Origin of the sequence: Sulfitobacter sp. R86518 (assembly GCF_042466275.1) — a bacterium.
GTDB lineage: Bacteria > Pseudomonadota > Alphaproteobacteria > Rhodobacterales > Rhodobacteraceae > Sulfitobacter > Sulfitobacter pontiacus.
In genome coordinates this window covers 1,016,528-1,035,593 of the sequence record NZ_JAXHCA010000005.1, presented here as the reverse complement: position 1 = coordinate 1,035,593, position 19,066 = coordinate 1,016,528, and the positions used below count along the sequence as shown (strand labels likewise).

The following is a 19,066-nucleotide window of genomic DNA, read 5'->3' as shown; positions in this document are numbered from 1 at the left end:
CCTACCACCAGCCCCTTATTGGCCCATTTCAACCGGAAACTGCTGGGCATCCCCCCATTGGCGCGGGGATTTCCCGTACATCCGCCTGAATTCGCGACTGAATTGCGACGGGCTGACATATCCCACATCGACCGCCGCCTCGTTCACTGACATGCCGCCTGCGATCTTCATCGCCGCATTGTTGAGCCGCATGGATTTGACAAACTGGATCGGGGCCATCGTCGTCACCTGCTTGAACTTGCGGTGAAAGGCGGCGCGGCTCATCCCGGCGCGGGACGCCATATCATCAATAGAGATCGGCGCGTCCAGGTGAGAGGATACATGCGCGATCGACCGTGCAATCGCATTGCCCGCGCCGAAGGCCTGTCTGGCAAAGCGCCCTGCCTCCCCCTTCAGGATCGCGTAGTAAAGCTCGCGCAGCCGTGCCTCGCCAAGGATCGCCGTATCCGCCGGATTGCCACCCAACTGCAGCAAACGCAGCAGCGCGTCGGCAAAGGCATCATCCCAAGCGGCCAGCCTGATCCCCTGCGCGCGCAAACCGCCTTTGACCTCGGGAATCACATTGCCGGTATTTTCCATCTCCATCGACAGTTCTGTCATCACCCGCTTATCGAGCGAAATGATAACCCCGTAGAGCGGGCTTTCGGCAGAGGCGGTCGGCGTGCCCGCCTTCACCGGCATCGACATCGGGCAGCACATATATCGGCTGTCGTCATAGATGTACCTGTGCCCGTCCAGCACGGCCTCTTTCGCGCCGCTGACGATAGCAATAACGCTGGGTTCATAGACCGCCGGTACGCACGGAATCGCCTGCGTGGCCCGAAACAGGCGCACCCCGTCAATGCCGGTTCCCGTCAGCCCCTCTTGGGTCGCGTTGTTCCGGATTAGCTGTCTGATCTGGTCTTTGCTCATGTGGGCAATCTACTGCGTCACATTCGCCTTTCGCAAGCGCGTGATACAATCAGGCAAGTATTCGCGACGATCTCGCCTGTTTTGAGAGCCAACCGAGAGCTATTTACCCTTCAACATCAAACACAGCGCGTATCGCTGCCGCGCTGACATCGAAAAGGAACATGACGATGAAGGACACGACTTTCGGACCCAAAGGCTGGACACCTGATCGCCTTGGATCGCTCAAGGGGAAAACATATCTCATCACCGGCACGACCGCCGGTGCGGGCTTTCAGGCCACGCGCATCCTGCTGTCCAAGGGGGCAAAAGTCGTCATGCTGAACCGCAACGCCGACAAGTCCATCGCAGCGGTCAAAACGCTCAAGGACACGTTCGGTGCCAACGCCGAGGTGAGCTTTGTGCGGATGGATCTGTCTGATCTGGCCAGCGTGCGCGCCGCGGCGGAGGAGGTGAAACGCACCGTTCCCCGGATTGACGTGCTGATCTGCAACGCTGCCATCGCGCAGGTGCCGACACAGCAGCTGACCGTTGACGGGTTCGAAAGCCAGCTTGGCACCAACCACTACGGACACTTCCTGCTGTGTGGGATGCTGTTTGATCGCATTCAGGAAAGCGCGGGCCGGATCGTTGTGGTGTCCAGCCTCGGGTACAACATGGGGATCAAGACGATCCAGTTCGACGACATGAACTGGGACAAGAACTATAGCGCCAACGCGGTCTACAGCCAAAGCAAGCTGGCGCAGATGATGTTTGCCTATGAGCTTCAGGACCGGCTAAAAGCCACCGACAGTCGCGTTGAGGTGTATGTCTGCCACCCCGGCGCGTCGGCGACCTCGCTGATCAGCACAAGCGGCGGGCTTTTCACACGGGTCACCTGGTGGATGATGAGCAAGACGCCAATGGTGCAATCCGCCGAAAAAGGCGCGTATCCCGAGGTCATGTGCGCGACCGAAGACGGGCTGGCGCAGCGCGCGCTTTATGGCCCGACCGGATGGCTGCAAACCGGAGGGCCCGTTGGCAAAGGCACACTGAATCCCCATGCCTACGACAAACCCGTGATGGAGAAACTCTGGACCGTCTCCGAAAAAGCGACAGGTTTTCACTGGGAAATCTAAGGGAAACGCGCGCCTTCATCCCGCGCGCGGCGCGCGTTTCACGCGACGATCCCCCTCGCCATACGCCCCTTGGAATACGGCATCAAAATCTGTGATTTTTTTGCCGTGTTTCCCCGCTTTCTCATGCGGCTTGCACTTGCGCCCGCCGATGGCTTTGCCTAAAGAAGCGCTCACAAGTTAAGTGGCCCGTTCGTCTATCGGTTAGGACGTCAGGTTTTCAACCTGAAAAGAGGGGTTCGACTCCCCTACGGGCTGCCACTTGGTTTTCCATCCGTTTGTTATTTGCCTCTCGCCCATTCTGCGGACCCGTGGCCTGCGTTATTTGCCTTTGTCCCGCGATGACGACCGCAAAAACGCAACTTGACGGGTGGGCGGACAACTGTCATCGAAACCGGGTCGGTTTCCTTCGGGAAATAATAGGGAATTCGCCATCCGCGCTTTGGTGTGGATGAACCGGAACTGCCCCCGCAACTGTAGACGGTGAGCTACCTCCATCATGCCACTGGGCCTAAAGGTCCGGGAAGGCGGGGACAGCCGCGATCCGTCAGTCAGGAGACCTGCCGACACTGAACCTGAAACACCGGGCGGGGTTGCTCGGGAGAGGATGATGATGGGACCGGATCTTACCTTACGCGCAGACCAAAATGCGCCCGCGTGCCGTTTGGCTGGCCCCTTCTCTTTCTATTCAAAGACCCCGGCATCGGACCAACCGGAGCCCTTGATATGAAAACATTTTTTTCCAGCCTGACCCTGATTGCGAGCCTTGCAGGCAGCACCGCGCTTGGCGCAGATACAGACTATCCGCTGACCATCGACAACTGCGGCCACACGCTCAGCTTTGACGCGCCCCCCCAGACCACCGTGACCATCGGGCAATCCACGACAGAGATCCTGTATCTGCTGGGCCAGCAGGACCGGATCGCGGGAACCTCTGTCTGGTTCAGCCCCGTTTTGCCAGAGTTCAAAGAGACAAACGATGCGATTGAACGGTTGGCGGACAACGACCCCAGCTTTGAAAGCGTGTTGGGCAAACGCCCCGATCTGGTCACCGTGATGTATGAATGGCACGTCGGCCCCGAAGGTATGGTCGGCACCCGCGACAGCTTTCACGAGGTGGGCGTGCCGACCTATGTGATGCCCACCGATTGCGCGGCCAAGGATAACTCTGTCGGTGCGGACGGCACGCGATCCGAACTGTTCACGACCCAGCAGTTGTATACCAGCATCGAAGAGCTCGCCCTCATCTACAACGCGCAAGACGCCGGTGCCGCGCTGCTGGCAGACCTGCAATCGCGCGAGGCAAAGGCGGTCGAGAAAGCCAAATCGCTGAACCTGCCGCAAGGCACCTCGGCGCTGTTCTGGTTCTCGTCGTCCGAGATGGCGGCGGACCCTTATGTCGCAGGTCAACAGGGTGTGCCCGCCTATATGATGGACAAGCTTGGCGTTGAAAACGTCGTGACCTCGGCCGAGGAATGGCCGCTGGTCGGATGGGAGACTCTGGCGAAATCCGACCCGACGTTCATCGTGCTTGCCAAAATGGACCGCCGCCGCTTCCCTGCGGATGACATCGAGAAAAAGCGCGCCTTCCTGATGAACGACCCCGTCGCCCGCGAGATGACCGCGGTGAAAGAGGGCCGCATCATTACCATGGACGCCCACGCGATGGACCCGACCGTGCGTGCGATCTATGCGCTGGAAACGATGGCTGACGCGCTGTCCGGTTTCGATCTAGCCGAATGACCGCAATCGACCGCTCTGTGATGCGCAGGCCGCAGTGGCACTGGTGGGTGATCATCCCGCCGGTGCTGCTGGCCGCATTGCTGTTTGGTGCGGCCATCGGCGAGGTCTCTATCCCGCCGCTGGTGGTGCTGAAGGTGCTGGCCAACAAGGCGCTGAACGCGGGCTATGCGGTGGACAAGATCGACGAGGGCATCGTGTGGAACTACCGCATGGCGCGGGCCGTGGTGGCAATGTGCTGCGGCGCCGGTCTGGCGCTGTCGGGCGTTGTGCTGCAAGCACTGCTGCGCAATGCGCTGGCGGATCCCTATCTGCTGGGCATCTCTGCGGGGGCGTCCACGGGTGCTGTGGCGGTGACCATCCTCGGGCTGGGGGGGGGTGCCATCTCGCTGTCTATCGGTGCGTTCAGCGGGGCGCTGGTGGCCTTTGCCTTTGTCGCCTTGCTGGCGCAGGCGGCGGGGGGCGGTGTGGGCCTGCGGGCCGCGGGCGTGATCGTGCTGGCCGGTATCGCGGGCAGCCAGATGTTCAACGCCCTGACCGCGCTGATGATCACGAAATCAGCCAATGCCGAACAGGCCCGTGCCATCATGTTCTGGCTTTTGGGGAATATGTCGGGCGTGCGCTGGCCCGATATACTAAGCGCCCTGCCCGCGGCGATGATCGGGCTGCTGGCCTGCCTGTGGCACGCCCGCGCGCTGGATGCCTTTACCTTCGGCAGCGACAGCGCCGCGTCCTTGGGCATTCCGGTGCGCCGCGTGCAGCTGCTGCTGATCGGCACGGCGGCGTTGGTCACGGCGGTGATGGTCTCGGTGGTGGGAGCGATCGGCTTTGTCGGGCTGGTGATCCCCCATGCCATGCGTATCGTCGTGGGGCATCGTCATGCGATCCTTGTGCCTGCTTCCGCACTGGCGGGGGCGGTGTTTCTGGTCTTTGCCGATGTGGTTTCGCGAGTGATCGTACCGGGCCAAGTGCTGCCCATCGGGGTGGTGACCGCTTTGGTCGGCGCGCCCGTCTTTGCGCTGATCCTGATTGGCAAAAGGACGTCGCCATGATTCTGTCCTGTCACGAACTGGGCTGGCGGGTGCGCAACCGCGCCATCGTCAACGACGTGTCCCTGTCCTTGCGGCCGGGCGAAAAGCTGGGGCTTATCGGGCCGAACGGGTCCGGCAAATCCACGTTGCTGCATATGCTTGCCGGTATTCAGAAACCCTCGCGCGGGCGGGTCGAACTGGACGGCGCACCGCTTGCAAAGATGCGCCAGCGCGATATCGCGCAGCGGCTGGCCCTGGTCGAACAACACGCCGATACCGCAGATCGCATCACCGTGCGCCATGCCGTTGAACTGGGCCGCACTCCATGGCTGTCCGCCCTGCGCGGGTGGAGCGCAGGGGACGACGCCATCGTCACGCAGGCGCTGGCGGATGTGGATCTGTCGGGGTTTGGCGACCGCCACTGGCACACGCTGTCGGGCGGTGAACAACAGCGCGTTCATATCGCCCGTGCACTGGCCCAAAGGCCGCAAGTGCTGCTGCTTGACGAGCCGACGAACCATCTGGATATCCGCCACCAGCTGTCGATCCTTGAACTGATCCAGCGCTTGCCGACAACGGCGATCATCGCCCTGCATGACCTGAACCAAGCCACGCTCTGCGACCGGATCTGCGTCTTGCAAGATGGCAAGCTGCGCGCCATCGGCACCCCCTCCGAGATCATGACCGAAACCCTACTGCGCGAGGTCTTTGGCGTCTGCGGGCATTTCCTTGTCGATCCGGCGGATAACGCGCAGGTGATCCGCTTTCACACGGCGACCCATTAAGCGCGCCAAGCGGCCACACTTCTATTCAACTCCTTACACATTTGGACGGGAACTATCCGTCACGCTACAGGTTTTGCCTGTGGACCCTGAAGGAGTAGCTACAGATGACCGACAAGAAGCAAACCCCTCCCACAACCACAGACGCCGGCATTCGCGTTCAAAGCGATGAACATTCGCTGACCGTTGGCCCCGATGGCCCGATCGTGCTGAATGACCACTATCTGCTTGAACAGATGGCGAATTTTAACCGCGAACGTATTCCAGAGCGCCAGCCACACGCCAAAGGCTCGGGCGCATTTGGCACCTTTGAGACGACGCAAGACGTGTCGAAGTACACGATGGCGAATATCTTCCAGCCCGGTGCGAAATGCGATGTGGTGATGCGGTTTTCGACCGTGGCAGGCGAACGCGGCAGCCCGGACACATGGCGCGACCCACGTGGCTTTTCGATCAAGATGTACACCGACGAAGGCATCTTTGACATGGTCGGCAACAACACCCCGATCTTCTTTGTCCGCGATCCGATCAAGTTCCAGCAGTTCATCCGCAGCCAGAAACGCCGTGCGGATAACAACATGCGCGACCACGATATGCAGTGGGACTTCTGGACGCTCTCGCCCGAAAGCGCGCATCAGGTGACCTATCTCATGGGCGACCGTGGGATTCCGAAAAACTGGCGCGAGATGAACGGGTATTCCAGCCACACCTATTCGCTGGTCAATGCCGAGGGTGAAAAATTCTGGGTCAAGTTCCACTTCCACACCGATCAGGGCGACGGAAATGCCTACCTTAGCCAGGATGAAGCCGGCAAGCTGGCGGGGACCAACGGCGACTACCACCGCGCCGATCTGTTCAACAACATCCGCGACGGGAACTACCCGAGCTGGACGCTCAAGTGGCAGATCATGCCTTACGAGGATGCCAAGACCTATCGCATCAACCCGTTTGATCTGACCAAGGTCTGGCCGCACGAGGACTACCCGCTGATCGAGGTCGGCAAGCTGACCCTGAACCGCAACCCCACTGATTTCCATACAGAGATCGAACAGGCCGCGTTCGAGCCGAACAATATGGTGCCGGGCGTGGGTCTGTCGCCAGACAAGATGCTGTTGGCACGGGGTTTTTCCTACGCGGACGCGCACCGCGCGCGGCTGGGTGTCAACTACAAGCAAATTCCGGTCAACAAACCTGTCTCGCCCACCCATAGCTATTCGAAAGACGGCGCGGGCCGGACCGAAAAAGTCTCTGATCCCGTGTACGCGCCCAACTCGTATGGTGGGCCCTCTGCGCAGCCGCATCAGCATGAAGCGGGCCTATGGTATTCCGATGGCGACATGGTACGTCAGGCCTATACCCTGCGCCCCGATGACGATGATTGGAGCCAGGCCGGCAAGCTTGTCCGCGAGGTGATGGATGCAGATGCCCGCGCGCGTCTGGTATCGAACGTGGTGGGGCACCTGTGCGACGGTGTAAGCGAAAAGGTGCTGGTCCGTGCCTTTGAATACTGGCGCAACATCGACAAGGACACCGGCGACAAGATCGAGGCCAGTGTGCGCGAGAAGTTGGGCGGGGAATCCAAAGCCCCCGGCATGGCCTCTGCCCTCAGCATCGGCGGCAAGTAACGCCGACCCATTTCAAGCCAGACAATCAGCGGGGCCTTCGCGGGCCCCGCTTTTTTGCATATTCCAGAGCGATTTAACCGACGGCGATATTGTCGATCAGCCGCACACCGGCCAGCCACGCGGCGGCCAACAGACGTGCGGGGCGGTCGGGCGTGGTCATCAGCTCCAACTGGTCAGCAGATCGCAGGTCAAGGTATTCCACCTGCGTAAAGCCCGCACGTTCCACCCGCGACACTGCCGCCGCGCGGAGCGTTTCGAGATCGCCACCAGCAAGCAGCCCCTCTGACATCTCCTCCATCGCGCGGTGAAGTTCGGGGGCCCAGGTGCGGGCGCGATCCGACAGCAGCAGGTTGCGCGAGGACATGGCCAGACCGTCCTCCTCGCGGATGGTGGGGCAGCCGATCACCTCTATCGGCAGGTCCAGATCACGCGCCAGACGGGTCACCACCTGAAGCTGCTGATAATCCTTTTCGCCAAAGAATGCCTTGTCCGCCTGGGTCTGGGTGAAGAGTTTGGTCACGATGGTGGCCACCCCGTCGAAATGCCCTGCCCGATGCGCCCCGCACAGCCCTTGGGTGATGCCTTCGACCGACACAGTCGTCGCGAAACCGTAGGGGTACATCTGTTCCCCATCTGGCACATAGACGACATCCGCCTTCAGCGCGATCAGCTTGCGCGCGTCCTCTTCCTCGGTGCGGGGGTAGTTCTTGTAGTCCTCAGGGTTGTTGAATTGTTTGGGGTTGATGAAGATCGTCACGATCACACGGTCGCACGCCTCTTTTGCGGCCCGCACGAGGCTCAGGTGCCCCTGATGCAGCGCGCCCATCGTCGGCACCACGGCGACGCTTTCGCCCGCGGCTTTCCATCCGGCGACCTTGCTGCGCAGTTCAACCAGCGTGCGGATAATTTCGGGTGTCATGTTTTGGAAACCTCGTCAGAAAATACATGCTCGGGTCCGGGGAAGGATCGCGCCGTGACCTCGTCGGCATAGGCCTGCACCGCGGCCTTTGCGTCATCGCCCAGATGGGCATAGCGTTTTACGAATTTCGCCTTGAAGGCGGTGAACAGCCCCAGCATGTCATCGACCACCAGAATTTGCCCGTCGCATTGTGCTGACGCACCGATGCCGATGGTGGGAATAGCGACCGTTTCAGTGATCTGGTCCGCCAAAGCCTGCGGTACTTTCTCAAGCACCACGGCAAAGGCCCCCGCCCGCGTCACCGCCTGCGCATCGGCCATCAGCTGCGTGGCGGCCGCACCGCGCCCCTGCACCTTGTACCCGCCAAGCGTGTGGATCGACTGCGGCGTCAGGCCGATATGCGCCATCACCGGAATGCCGCGTTTGGTCAGGAAGGCGATGGTGTCTTCCATCACCTCCCCCCCTTCAAGCTTGACCGCACCGGCACCGGTTTCACGCATCAAACGTGCCGCGTTCTCAAAGGCTTGGGCCGGGCTTTGCTCGTAGCTGCCAAAGGGCATATCGATCACCAACATCGACTGGGTCAGCCCGCGCCGCACCGCTTGACCGTGCAGGATCATCATCTCCATCGTGACGTCCAGCGTCGAGGGCAGCCCGTGCAGCACCATCCCCACTGAATCGCCCACAAGCACGAAATCGCAGATGCCATCCATCACTTGCGCCATCGGCGTGGTATAGGCGGTCAGGCTCACCAGCGGAGCCCCCCCTTTGCGGGCCAGAATATCCGTCGGCATGGGGGCGGTCTTACGGGCTGTGGCGCTCATCTGTGGCGGTCCTTTTTGGTAAGGTCGTCATTGCAATCTATCGGGGCCATGGCGGGGCATGGGGCGGCTTGGCGATGCTTCTAGACTAAAACGCCGCAATGTAGGTAGCAAAAGCGCATGAATTTTACCCATGTCGCTGCGTCAGGCAAATCGGATACTACTTGGGCGGGATCGGAGCCACTGGCTGCGCGCCCCGCCCCGTGGGCACCGTCAGCACCAGCAGGCAAAGCACGACCAGCCCGACGCCCGCCCAACCAAGGGGGGGCAAGCGTTCGCCCACCACGACAACGGCCAGCAGTGCTGCGACCACCGGCTCGATCAGCGTCAGGGTCGTGGCCGTACTCGCCCGCACCCGCGACAGCCCGTAGCCGAAACAGATATAGCCCAGAAACATCGGCACAAACGCCATATAAAGCCCGACCGCCGCGTTCCCCCACGAGGCCAGCAGCGGGCCGCCGGTCGCCAGTAGCACAGGTATCAACATCAGCCCGCCCAGTCCAAAGGTGGCACCCATGGCCACCGAAGACCGCAGGCCGCGCAGCATCATCGCGCGCGCCGTCCAGCTATAAAGCGCATAGGTAAACCCGCCGAGCAGACCCAGCACGACCCCAAGCGGCACATTGGTGCCCCCCACGGCCCCATGCCCGCCCTCGGCCAGACAGATCAGCACCATGCCAGCGACGCCCGCCAGCGCGCCAAGGCTCCACCGGAGGGTCAGCAAGGATCGCTCCATCACATATTCAATCAGCGCGGCAAACAGGGGCGCGGTGCCGATGGTGACGACGGTCCCGATGGTCACCCCCGCCAACCGCATGGAGCCATAGAACGCCAGCGGATAGATCATCACCGCCAAGGCCCCCAGCAGCAGCAACCCGCGCTGCTGCCAAAGCTGCGCACGCGCTTGGGTGATGCCCCGCAGCGCCAGCAGCGCCTGCGCGATGCCGCCGATCCCCATCGCCGCGGCACCGATCGCCGCAGCACTCACGTCAGGGGCAAAGGTCGCGGCGGTGCCGGTGGTGCCCCAGACAATGCCTGCAAAAAGCACACCTGCCACGCCAAGTGCATTGCTCTGGCGGCCCGAGCTTTCCTGATCCGTCATCCTGTCATCCCCTGCACTGAGCGGTCCTGTGGCGTAGTGATGACCCGCCAAGCGCCTGAGGTCAAAGCATCATTCGGACTGCAAGCGCGATACGATACTGCCTGCGGTCACGGTGCCGATCGTCTCTCCGTCCTCGACCACGGGGATCGCCTGCGCATCATCGCCGATCTTGCCAATCAGCTCGGCCACCGGCGTCTCGGCGGCGACGGCCCCGCCCGATGTCGCGGCGGGCGGGCCCATCACATCGCGGGCAGTCAGCACGCCAAGCGGGTTCATATTGGCCACGAATTCCGCCACATAGTCCGACGCGGGGTTCGAAAAAATCTCGCGCGGGGTGCCGCATTGCACGATGCGCCCGCCCTCCATAATCGCGATGCGCCCGCCCAGTTTGAAGGCTTCGTCCAGATCATGGCTGACGAAGATGATCGTGCGTTTCAACTCGCGTTGCAGATCAAGCAACTCGTCCTGCAGCCGGGTGCGGATCAGCGGATCAAGGGCCGAGAAAGGCTCGTCCATCAGCAGGATCGGGGCTTCGGTGGCAAAGGCGCGGGCCAGCCCCACGCGTTGCTGCATCCCGCCCGACAGTTCGCTGACCTTGCGGTCAGCCCAATCTGCCAGACCAACGAGCTTGAGCTGCGCCTCTGCCCGTTCAAGCCGTTCGCGTTTGGGGACATCGGCCAGTTCCAGCCCAAGCGCCACGTTGTCGCGCACCGTGCGCCACGGCAGCAATCCGAACTGCTGGAACACCATCGACACACATTCGCGGCGCACGCGGCGCAGATCAGCGGCAGAGCTGGCGGTGACATCGCAGCTCCAGTCGCCATCATGTACCCGCACCGATCCACGCACCAACGGGTTCAACCCGTTGACCGCGCGTAGCAAGGTGGATTTGCCAGAGCCGGACAAGCCCATCAGCACAAGGATCTCGCCCTGTTTGACGTCAAGCGTGCAGTTATGCACCCCGAGGATCTGCCCTGTCTCGGCCTCGATTTCGGCACGGTCTTGTCCGGCATCCATCAAGGGCAGCGCCTTGGCCGGTTTCGGGCCAAAGACGATGGACACATTGTCGAATTCGACAGCGTTTGCGGGGTTGGTCATTTGATCGCTCATTTACGTGTCACCCGTAGCATCCGGTCCAGCATGATGGCGACCACGACGATGATCAGCCCCAATTCAAAGCCAAGCCCCGTGTTCACCTGATTAAGCGCGCGTACCACCGGCACGCCAAGACCATCCGCCCCCACGAGGGCCGCGATCACCACCATCGACAGCGACAGCATGATCGTCTGGTTCAGACCGGTCATGATCTGTGGCAGCGCATAGGGCAGTTCAATCTTCCACAGGGTCTGGCTGGGCTTCGCGCCAAAAGCCTGCGCGGCCTCAAGCAGCGCCTTGGGGGTGGAGGCGATACCAAGCTGCGTCAACCGGATCGGCGCGGGCAGGACAAAGATCACCGTCGCGATCAGCCCCGGCACCATGCCGATGCCGAAAAAGACAATCGCGGGAATAAGATAGACGAAGGTGGGCAGCGTCTGCATCAGGTCCAGCACGGGTGCCATATAGCGGTACATGCGCGGTCGATGCGCCGCGGCGATGCCGATGGGAACACCGACGCCCATGCAGACCACACAGGCCGATAGCACCAGCGTCAGGCTTTCGGTGGTTTCTTCCCAGTAATCCTGATTAAGGATGAACAAAAACCCCAACACGATCAGCAGCGGGGTTTTCCAGTTGCGCTGGATCGCCCAGGTCAACGCGCCAAAGACAGCGATAACGATCAGCGGATGTGGCGTTTGCAGCACCCAGAGGATCGCGTCAATCAACCACTCCATCGCGACGGCCAGCCCGTCGAACAGCCAACCCGCGTTGATCAGCAGCCAATCAAAAACCGCCTCTGCGGCGTCATCAATCGGGATCTTGTTATCGGTGAGCCAGTTCATGGGAACCTCCGGAGGCTGGTATCATGCGATGATGGCAAAAAGGGCCCGCCCGATGGCAGGCCCTTTTCACATCCTAAGGGTGGATTACTCGACGATGGTCTTGGCGGCCGCCATCGCGTCGCCACCGTCCACGGTGGTCACGCCGTCCAGCCATGTGTCGAGCACATCAGGGTTCGCCTTGATCCAGGCCGTCGCCGCATCGCGGGGCTCTTCGCCGTCATCCAGAATGGCACCCATGATCTCGTTCTCCATAGCGAGGGTGAATTCCAGATTGGTCAGCAGCTTGCCCACGTTGGGGCATTCCTCGACAAAACCGGCGCGGGTGTTGGTATGAACGGTCGCACCGCCCAGATCGGGGCCAAAGAAATCGTCCCCGCCTTCCAGATAGGTCAGATCAAAGTTCGCGTTCATCGGGTGCGGTTCCCAACCAAGGAAGACGATAGGCTCGCCCTTGGCGGACAGGCGTTTGACCTGTGCCAGCATCCCCTGCTCCGAGGATTCCTTGACCTCGAACTTGGCCAGATCAAAGGCGTTATCGTCGATCATCGACTGGATCAGGCGGTTGCCGTCATTGCCCGGCTCGATGCCGTAGATCTGACCGTCCAGCGCATCTGCATTGGCGGCGATATCGGCGAAATTCTTGATCCCCATATCAGCGGCGGCTTTGTTCACGGCCAGCGTGTATTTCGCGCCGGTCAGGTTCGCGCGCACTGTGTCAACGCTGCCATCCTCGCGGTAGGGGGCGATGTCCGCCTCCATCGTGGGCATCCAGTTGCCAAGAAACACATCCACATCGCCTGCGGCCATCGACGTGTAGGTCACTGGAACGGAAAGGATTTTCACGTCTGTCTCATAGCCCAAAGCGTCCAGCACGACGGTTGTCGCGGCAGTGGTCGCTGTGATGTCGGTCCAACCTACGTCGGAAAAGGTGATCTCGTCACAGCTTGCGGCAGCAAGGCTGCTGGCAAGGGAGAGGGTAAGCGCGGTGGTTGCTGCAAGAACTTTCATGGCAGAGGAACTCCCGTTATGTTTATTGTTGATCGCGTAATAGAGCGCGATTGCGCCCTTTGATGCAACCCGATTTCTACACGACCGCGCGGCAAGACGCGGCTCAGGCAAGGAGACACCCCATGATCGGCACCCCCTATTTCACCATTCCCCTCTTCACAGGCCCCCACGCGTGAGCGCTGCAAGCCCCGCGTGGATCGGGGTCGATGTCGCGGATGGGCATATGCATCTGTGGGTGCATGATCCACGCGGCGATGTGCTGGCGCAGGCCGACGGGCCGGTCGCTGCTTTGCCTGCGGAAGACGGCTTTGTCGCGGCACTTACGGATTTGCTGTCGCCCTATCTGTCCGACCAGCAGCGTTTGCCGGTGATCGTCGCGGGGCTGCCCGCCCTGCCCGCCAGCAGCCTGCGCCCCGTTCCGGCAGAGCCCTTGGGCGGGGTGCTTTCCCTAGAGGTTGATGACCCGCGGCTGGAGCTGCGCGCGGTGCCCGGCCTGAAACAGGCCAGCCCACCCCAGATCACGCAAGGGGCCGAGACGGCGATTGCGGGCTACCTTCAGGCAGCGTCCGAGTTTGACGGGGTAATCTGTTGCCTTGATGCGCAGTCCACATGGGCACACATCAGCGCCCGCGAGGTCGTCAGTTTTCAAAGTTTTCTCACCCCTATGATGGCCACGCAGCTGTCCGCGACAGCCCCGCTATCCAAGGCGGTTGTCGGTGATGCGTTGGATGAGGATACTTTCGACGCCGCCGTGAATGATGTCATGGCTCGCCCGCAAATCTTTGCCACCGCGTTGGCCGAGATTTCGGCGCAAGCCACCATCGACGGCCCCACGACGGACGCAGGCTGGTCACGGCTGATGGGTTTGTTGATCGGGCTAGAGCTGGCCGGTGCCCGCGCCTATTGGCTGGGCCGCGAGGTGGTCATCCTGTCCGACAGCCCCCTCGCCCCGCTCTATGCACGCGGGCTTGCCGCCCAAGGTCTGACCGCCAGCCACGTCTCGCGCCGCGACCATGTGCGCGCCGGGCTAAGGCTTTGCGCCGACCCGAGCGCGAGTTGATCTGACCCGCGCGCGAGACAAACGAGGAAGCCCCCGGCCCTAGGCCGGGGTGCCACCGTTTTCAGGGAAGAAACACGCCGCGGCATGATGCCCCTGCGGCAGTTCGGGCCGCATGGCGCGGCATTTGTCGCGCACTTTCCAGCATCGTGGCGCAAAGGGGCAGCCATCGGGGATCGCCAGTGGCGATGGCAGTTCGCCTTGCAGCTTGATCCGCTCTTTCGCGCCGCGTGGGTCCGCTTGGGGCGTGGCCGACAGCAGCGCCTTGGCATAGGGGTGGAACGGCGCATCGAACACATCATCGCGGCTGCCGCGTTCGACCGCGCGCCCCAGATACATCACAATCACCTCATCCGCCACGTGACGCACGACGCTCAGGTCATGGGAGATGAACAGATAGGCCAGTTGCAGACGTTCCTGCAAATCAACCAACAGGTTCAACACCGAGCTCTGGATCGACAGGTCCAGCGCGGACACAGGCTCGTCCAGCACCAGCACTTTGGGATCCAGCATCAACGCCCGCGCAATCGCGATCCGCTGGCGTTGACCGCCGGAAAACATATGCGGATAGCGGTCAAAATGTTCAGGCCGCAAGCCCACCAGCCCGAGCATCTCGCGCGCTTTGGCGGTACGCTCCTTGCTGCTCATGTCGGGGCGGTTGATCTTGAGAGGTTCCTCGAGGATCGCGCCGATCCGCTGGCGCGGGTTGAGCGAGCCATAGGGGTCTTGAAACACGATCTGCACCGATTTGCGCAGCGATGCCCAGTCTTCGCGGACCACGGGTTTTCCATCCAGCGTCAGCGATCCGGCGGTCGGGTCTTCGATCATCGTGACCATCCGCGCCAAGGTCGATTTCCCGCAGCCGCTTTCGCCGACGACGGCCAGCGTCTTGCCGGGATAGAGCGCGAAATCAAGCCCGCCCACGGCCTTGAGCGTACGCGGCTTGCGAAACAGCCCGCCGCCGACTTCATAGTGACGCTCCAGCGCCGTTGCAGTCATCACAGGTGCGGTCATGATGCGACCCTTTCGTCTGTGTTCAAGGGGTAGAAACAACGCGCATAGCCCAGATCAGCGCCCAAGGCGGGCGGCGCTTCGGACTTGCATTTGGCGTTGGCGAATTTACAGCGTGGCGAAAACAGGCATCCTGCGGGGCGGTCGAATTGCCCCGGCACCACGCCCGGAATGGTCGGCAGCCGCTTTTCAGTCGCCCGTTCTGGCAGCGCATCCAGCAGCGCCGAGGTATAGGGGTGGTGCGGCGCGTCAAACAGCGGGATCACCGGCTGCTCTTCGATCTTCTGGCCGGCATATTGCACGCTGACCCGTTCAGCGGTTTCCGCAACCACACCCATGTCGTGCGTGATCAACACCAACCCCATGCCCGTTTCCTCGCGTAGGGACGCGAGCAGATCGAGGATCTGCGCCTGAATGGTCACGTCGAGCGCCGTGGTAGGTTCATCGGCGATCAGCAGCTTGGGCTTGCAGGCGATCGCCATGGCGATCATCACCCGCTGGTTCATCCCGCCCGACATCTGGTGCGGGAAGGCCGACAGGCGCTTTTCGGGATCGGGGATGCCGACCTGTTCAAACAGCTCGATCGCGCGTTTCTGACGTTCGCGGCGGCCCATGCCAAGATGCACCCGCAGGGCCTCGCGGATTTGCCAGCCCACGGTGAAACAGGGATTGAGCGATGACATCGGTTCCTGAAAGATCATCGCCAGATCATTGCCAACGATCTTGCGGCGCGCCTTGGCGTCCATCGTCAGCAGGTTGTGCCCGTCAAAGGTCAGCTCGTCCGCGGTGACGGTGGCGGTCCAGGGCAGCAGCCCCATCAGCGCCAGCATCGACACGGATTTACCCGACCCGCTTTCCCCCACAATCGCGAGGATCTCGCTTTCGTTCACGTCCTGGTCGACGCCGTCCACCGCCCGGAACTTGCCCGAGGCCGTGGCGAAATCAACGCTTAGGTTTCTGATACGCAAAAGTGTCATGGCTCAGCTCCGTTTCAGTTTCGGATCAAGCGCGTCGCGCAGGCCGTCACCCATGAGGTTGATCGCCAGCACGGTCACAAGGATCGCCACGCCGGGGAAGGTCACGACCCACCAGGCGCGCAGGATGAACTCGCGTGCTTCGGCCAGCATGGTGCCCCATTCAGGCGTGGGCGGCTGCGCCCCCATCCCCAGAAAGCCCAAGGCCGCGGCATCAAGGATCGCGGTCGAGAATGACAGCGCGGCCTGCACGATGATCGGCGCAAGGCAGTTGGGCAGCACGGTGACAAACATCAGCCGGAAGATCCCTGCCCCCGCCACGCGGGCCGAGGTCACGTAATCCTTTTGACGTTCCGACAGCACGCTGGCGCGGGTCAGGCGCACATAGTGGGGCTGCAACACAATCGCGATGGCGATCATCGCGTTGGTCAGCGACGGCCCGAGGATCGCCACCAACACCAGCGCCAGCAGCAGGGACGGGAACGCCAGCACGATGTCCATGACACGCATGATGATGCTATCGACCCATTTAGGCGCAAAGCCCGCGATCAGACCGATGATGATCCCGCCGGTCGCCGCGATAGAGACAACGACGACCCCCACAAAGAAGGAATAACGCGCGCCCACAATCAGACGCGACAGCATATCGCGCCCGAGCGGATCGGTGCCCAGGATATGGGTCCAGGTGCCGCCCTCTTGCCACGCGGGGGGCTGTAGGGTGGCGGCGCGGAATTGCTCTGTCGCGTCATGGGGGGCGACCCACGGACCGAACAGGGCCAGAAAGGCAAAGACCGCAAAGATCCACAGCCCGATGACAGCGCCGCGGTTTTCGCGGAAGTAGAACCAGAATTCGCGCAAGCGGCCCGGACGTTCCTGGACCATTGCGGCTTCGGCAGAGAGTGCGTCGTCCATGTTATCGCTTTCTGATTTTGGGGTTGATGACGCCGTAAAGCATGTCGACGGTCAGGTTCACGACCATCACCATCACAGCAATCAGCAGCAGCCCGCCCTGAACCACTGGGTAATCGCGGCGGAAAATACTATCGACCATCCACTTGCCGATGCCCGGCCAGCTAAAGATGGTTTCGGTCAGGATCGCACCGGCCAGCAATGTGCCGACCGACAGACCAATCACGGTGATCACGGGGATCAGGGCGTTGCGCAGGGCGTGGATGCCGTTGATCCGCCCCGGAGACATGCCCTTGGCGCGGGCGGTGCGGATGTAATCCTCGCCCAGAACCTCCAACATGGCCGACCGCGTCTGGCGTGCGATCACGGCCAGCGGGATTGTCCCCAGCACGATCGTTGGCAGAACGAGATGGCGCACCGCTGACAGGAACGCCCCCTTCTGCCCCGACGCCAAACTGTCAATCAGCATAAAGCCGGTGGGGTTGGGGAAATAATACAGCAGATCAATCCGCCCCGACACAGGCGTCCATTGCAGGTTGCCCGAAAAGACGATGATCAGCAGCAGCGCCCACCAGAAGATCGGCATCGAATAGCCCACGAGCGCCGTGGACATCAGCGCCCGGTCAAAGAACTTGCCCCGGTTCACCGCCGCAATCACCCCCGCCGGAAGGCCAAGGGCGATGGCAAAGATCATCGCGCAGACCGCCAGCTCAAGCGTGGCTGGGAAGAGCGTAAAGAATTCGTCAAACACCGGGCGTTTGGTGACAAAGCTATTGCCCAGATCGCCCTGAAGCACGCCGGTCAGATAATCCCAGAATTGGACATAGATCGGCTGGTCATAGCCGAATTGTTTGGCCAGTTGGGCATAGCGTTCATCAGAGATGCCGCGTTCGCCCGCCATCACTTGGATGGGGTCGCCCGGCAGCGCGCGGATGAACCCGAAGGAGATCAGCGTCACCCCGATAAAGGTCGGGATGAACGTCAGCAGTCGTCCCAGAACATAGTTCAGCATTTTATCACCATCAGCTCTTTGGGGAAGTTGGTCAGCGTTTCATAGCCGTCGTCGGTAATCAGCACGTCATCCTCGATGCGCACGCCGAAATTTCCGATCTCGTAGAGGCCGGGTTCATTGGTGTAAACCGTTCCGGCGGGTAAAGTCATGTGGTTGCCCCGCATGATATAAGGGGCCTCGTGGACCTCGCGGCCCAGACCGTGGCCGGTCTTGGTGCGGATGCGGTCCCCATAGGGCGAGGCTTCCAGCACAGAGATCACGGCATCGTCGATGTCATGAGCGGTCACCCCCGCGCGGGTCACGGCAAGCCCTGCCATATTGGCGCGCAGCACGGTGTCATAGACATCGCGCCCCTCGTCGGTGACGTGATCCAGAAAAACGGTGCGGGTGATGTCGGCGGCAAAGCCGTTCTTGCGCGCGCCAAAGTCCAGCAGCAGCGCATCGCCCGCCTTGACCGCGTAATCCTCGCGCGCATGGGCATGGGGCCGGGCCGAGCCATCCGCGGCGGCCACGATGGGACCAAAGGACAGGTCATCCGCCCCTTCCGCGAAAAGCGCCTGCACCAGCGTCTGTTCGATCTGCTTCTCGCTCTGGCCCAGCTTGACGCTGTCCAGCGTGCGCTGGAGGGCGCGTTCGGAAATCGCAATCGCCTCGCGCAGGGCGGCGATATCCTCGGGGGTTTTGATCATCCGCAGGGCAGAGATTTCACGCTCTGCATCGGTGATGGTAAGATCGGGCTGTGCCTGTTTGAACGCATGGTGCACGAAGACGCGCATCACCTGCCCTTCGACCGCCAGCGACGAGATCCCCAAATGCTGCGTTAGCGCGGCAAATGCATCGGCATAGCCGGTCTGGTCGCGCCAATCAAACACCGCGCCGTCAAATCCGACCATGTCCCAGCTGCCCAGTTCGAGGTTCGGCAACAGCACCGCCGCAGGTTTATCCGCAGGGATCACCAGAACAAAGGGGCGCTCATTGCTCATAAACCTATGGCCAACGGCGCGCGAGAAATTGGGTCCGGGCACCAGCGCCACGGCGTCTACGCCCAAATCGGCGGCCACAGCGGCATAGTCGGCAAGACGTTGAGAGAGGTTCTTTGACACGGGGGCTT

The 19,066-nt window shown here is 61.8% G+C and carries 18 protein-coding genes, 1 tRNA gene and 1 riboswitch; of the genes, 7 read left to right on the top strand and 12 right to left on the bottom strand.

Annotated elements, in window-relative coordinates:
* Positions 1–15: 15 nt before the first annotated feature.
* Complete coding sequence (locus tag SJY36_RS05905) at positions 16–912, bottom strand: AraC family transcriptional regulator N-terminal domain-containing protein (protein ID WP_386173608.1); 897 nt, start codon at positions 910–912, stop codon at positions 16–18.
* Between the two features lie 167 nt (positions 913–1,079).
* Here SJY36_RS05905 and SJY36_RS05900 point away from each other — a divergent pair, with 167 nt between their 5' ends.
* The 6 genes from SJY36_RS05900 to SJY36_RS05875 all read left to right on the top strand — a co-directional run bounded on the left by SJY36_RS05900 (position 1,080) and on the right by SJY36_RS05875 (position 7,202).
* Positions 1,080–2,027, top strand: a complete 948-nt coding sequence (locus SJY36_RS05900) for an SDR family oxidoreductase (RefSeq protein WP_386173606.1) — start codon at positions 1,080–1,082, stop codon at positions 2,025–2,027.
* A gap of 183 nt (positions 2,028–2,210) precedes the next feature.
* Positions 2,211–2,285, top strand: a tRNA-Glu gene (locus SJY36_RS05895).
* Positions 2,286–2,407: 122 nt separating this feature from the next.
* Positions 2,408–2,607: riboswitch (cobalamin riboswitch) on the top strand.
* Between the two features lie 143 nt (positions 2,608–2,750).
* Entirely contained in the window at positions 2,751–3,767 is a 1,017-nt protein-coding gene (locus SJY36_RS05890; RefSeq protein WP_386173604.1) for an ABC transporter substrate-binding protein, read from the top strand.
* Positions 3,768–3,787: 20 nt separating this feature from the next.
* The gene (locus SJY36_RS05885; protein ID WP_386176456.1) at positions 3,788–4,816 is read left to right on the top strand and encodes a FecCD family ABC transporter permease; all 1,029 of its coding nucleotides are present in this window, start codon (positions 3,788–3,790) and stop codon (positions 4,814–4,816) included.
* On the top strand, positions 4,813–5,580 hold the full coding sequence (locus SJY36_RS05880) for an ABC transporter ATP-binding protein (RefSeq protein ID WP_005852524.1): 768 nt from the start codon (positions 4,813–4,815) through the stop codon (positions 5,578–5,580). The genes SJY36_RS05885 and SJY36_RS05880 overlap by 4 nt, the downstream gene beginning before the upstream one ends.
* A 104-nt stretch (positions 5,581–5,684) precedes the next feature.
* Positions 5,685–7,202: a catalase gene (locus tag SJY36_RS05875; RefSeq protein WP_386173601.1), complete on the top strand. Its 1,518-nt coding sequence runs from the start codon at positions 5,685–5,687 to the stop codon at positions 7,200–7,202.
* Between the two features lie 73 nt (positions 7,203–7,275).
* Here SJY36_RS05875 and panC read toward each other — a convergent pair whose 3' ends face one another.
* From panC to SJY36_RS05845, 6 genes are all read right to left on the bottom strand, one after another.
* Entirely contained in the window at positions 7,276–8,121 is an 846-nt protein-coding gene (gene panC / locus SJY36_RS05870) for a pantoate--beta-alanine ligase (protein ID WP_386173599.1), read from the bottom strand.
* Positions 8,118–8,945: a 3-methyl-2-oxobutanoate hydroxymethyltransferase gene (panB, locus tag SJY36_RS05865; RefSeq protein ID WP_237278834.1), complete on the bottom strand. Its 828-nt coding sequence runs from the start codon at positions 8,943–8,945 to the stop codon at positions 8,118–8,120. Before panB ends, panC begins: the two co-directional genes overlap by 4 nt.
* Before the next feature lie 157 nt (positions 8,946–9,102).
* On the bottom strand, positions 9,103–10,044 hold the full coding sequence (locus tag SJY36_RS05860; protein ID WP_386173597.1) for a DMT family transporter: 942 nt from the start codon (positions 10,042–10,044) through the stop codon (positions 9,103–9,105).
* 69 nt (positions 10,045–10,113) lie between these two features.
* Entirely contained in the window at positions 10,114–11,142 is a 1,029-nt protein-coding gene (choV, locus tag SJY36_RS05855) for a choline ABC transporter ATP-binding protein (RefSeq protein WP_243251690.1), read from the bottom strand.
* An 8-nt stretch (positions 11,143–11,150) separates the two neighbouring features.
* Positions 11,151–11,984 (bottom strand): choline ABC transporter permease subunit, encoded by an 834-nt coding sequence (gene choW, locus SJY36_RS05850; protein ID WP_386173594.1) that lies wholly within the window; start codon positions 11,982–11,984, stop codon positions 11,151–11,153.
* A gap of 84 nt (positions 11,985–12,068) precedes the next feature.
* A complete protein-coding gene (locus SJY36_RS05845; RefSeq protein ID WP_386173592.1) occupies positions 12,069–12,992 on the bottom strand; it encodes a choline ABC transporter substrate-binding protein in 924 nt (307 codons plus the stop codon).
* Positions 12,993–13,164: 172 nt separating this feature from the next.
* On the opposite strand from SJY36_RS05845, the gene SJY36_RS05840 reads away from it, so the two are divergent.
* Complete coding sequence (locus SJY36_RS05840; protein WP_386173590.1) at positions 13,165–14,052, top strand: 2-dehydro-3-deoxygalactonokinase; 888 nt, start codon at positions 13,165–13,167, stop codon at positions 14,050–14,052.
* Between the two features lie 39 nt (positions 14,053–14,091).
* On the opposite strand, the gene SJY36_RS05835 is transcribed toward SJY36_RS05840, so the two are convergent.
* From SJY36_RS05835 to SJY36_RS05815, 5 genes are read right to left on the bottom strand one after another with little or no spacing between them, the layout of a single operon-like run.
* Positions 14,092–15,063 carry an ABC transporter ATP-binding protein gene (locus tag SJY36_RS05835; RefSeq protein ID WP_386173588.1) on the bottom strand — a complete coding sequence of 324 codons (972 nt, stop codon included), beginning with the start codon at positions 15,061–15,063 and terminating at the stop codon, positions 14,092–14,094.
* Positions 15,060–16,037 (bottom strand): ABC transporter ATP-binding protein, encoded by a 978-nt coding sequence (locus SJY36_RS05830; protein ID WP_005852505.1) that lies wholly within the window; start codon positions 16,035–16,037, stop codon positions 15,060–15,062. Before SJY36_RS05830 ends, SJY36_RS05835 begins: the two co-directional genes overlap by 4 nt.
* Before the next feature lie 3 nt (positions 16,038–16,040).
* Positions 16,041–16,946, bottom strand: a complete 906-nt coding sequence (locus SJY36_RS05825) for an ABC transporter permease subunit (protein WP_037962998.1) — start codon at positions 16,944–16,946, stop codon at positions 16,041–16,043.
* Position 16,947: 1 nt separating this feature from the next.
* The gene (locus SJY36_RS05820) at positions 16,948–17,955 is read right to left on the bottom strand and encodes an ABC transporter permease subunit (RefSeq protein WP_005852501.1); all 1,008 of its coding nucleotides are present in this window, start codon (positions 17,953–17,955) and stop codon (positions 16,948–16,950) included.
* Entirely contained in the window at positions 17,949–19,058 is a 1,110-nt protein-coding gene (locus tag SJY36_RS05815; protein ID WP_386173585.1) for a M24 family metallopeptidase, read from the bottom strand. The genes SJY36_RS05820 and SJY36_RS05815 overlap by 7 nt, the downstream gene beginning before the upstream one ends.
* Between the last annotated feature and the right edge of the window lie 8 nt (positions 19,059–19,066).

What these genes read in the sequence shown, in the direction of transcription:
- SJY36_RS05905 (WP_386173608.1), bottom strand. Translation starts at nt 912, where the DNA reads ATGAGCAAAGACCAGATCAGACAGCTAATCCGGAACAACGCGACCCAA.
- SJY36_RS05900 (WP_386173606.1), top strand. Translation starts at nt 1,080, where the DNA reads ATGAAGGACACGACTTTCGGACCCAAAGGCTGGACACCTGATCGCCTT.
- SJY36_RS05890 (WP_386173604.1), top strand. Translation starts at nt 2,751, where the DNA reads ATGAAAACATTTTTTTCCAGCCTGACCCTGATTGCGAGCCTTGCAGGC.
- SJY36_RS05885 (WP_386176456.1), top strand. Translation starts at nt 3,788, where the DNA reads ATGCGCAGGCCGCAGTGGCACTGGTGGGTGATCATCCCGCCGGTGCTG.
- SJY36_RS05880 (WP_005852524.1), top strand. Translation starts at nt 4,813, where the DNA reads ATGATTCTGTCCTGTCACGAACTGGGCTGGCGGGTGCGCAACCGCGCC.
- SJY36_RS05875 (WP_386173601.1), top strand. Translation starts at nt 5,685, where the DNA reads ATGACCGACAAGAAGCAAACCCCTCCCACAACCACAGACGCCGGCATT.
- panC (WP_386173599.1), bottom strand. Translation starts at nt 8,121, where the DNA reads ATGACACCCGAAATTATCCGCACGCTGGTTGAACTGCGCAGCAAGGTC.
- panB (WP_237278834.1), bottom strand. Translation starts at nt 8,945, where the DNA reads ATGAGCGCCACAGCCCGTAAGACCGCCCCCATGCCGACGGATATTCTG.
- SJY36_RS05860 (WP_386173597.1), bottom strand. Translation starts at nt 10,044, where the DNA reads ATGACGGATCAGGAAAGCTCGGGCCGCCAGAGCAATGCACTTGGCGTG.
- choV (WP_243251690.1), bottom strand. Translation starts at nt 11,142, where the DNA reads ATGACCAACCCCGCAAACGCTGTCGAATTCGACAATGTGTCCATCGTC.
- choW (WP_386173594.1), bottom strand. Translation starts at nt 11,984, where the DNA reads ATGAACTGGCTCACCGATAACAAGATCCCGATTGATGACGCCGCAGAG.
- SJY36_RS05845 (WP_386173592.1), bottom strand. Translation starts at nt 12,992, where the DNA reads ATGAAAGTTCTTGCAGCAACCACCGCGCTTACCCTCTCCCTTGCCAGC.
- SJY36_RS05835 (WP_386173588.1), bottom strand. Translation starts at nt 15,063, where the DNA reads ATGACCGCACCTGTGATGACTGCAACGGCGCTGGAGCGTCACTATGAA.
- SJY36_RS05830 (WP_005852505.1), bottom strand. Translation starts at nt 16,037, where the DNA reads ATGACACTTTTGCGTATCAGAAACCTAAGCGTTGATTTCGCCACGGCC.
- SJY36_RS05825 (WP_037962998.1), bottom strand. Translation starts at nt 16,946, where the DNA reads ATGGACGACGCACTCTCTGCCGAAGCCGCAATGGTCCAGGAACGTCCG.
- SJY36_RS05820 (WP_005852501.1), bottom strand. Translation starts at nt 17,955, where the DNA reads ATGCTGAACTATGTTCTGGGACGACTGCTGACGTTCATCCCGACCTTT.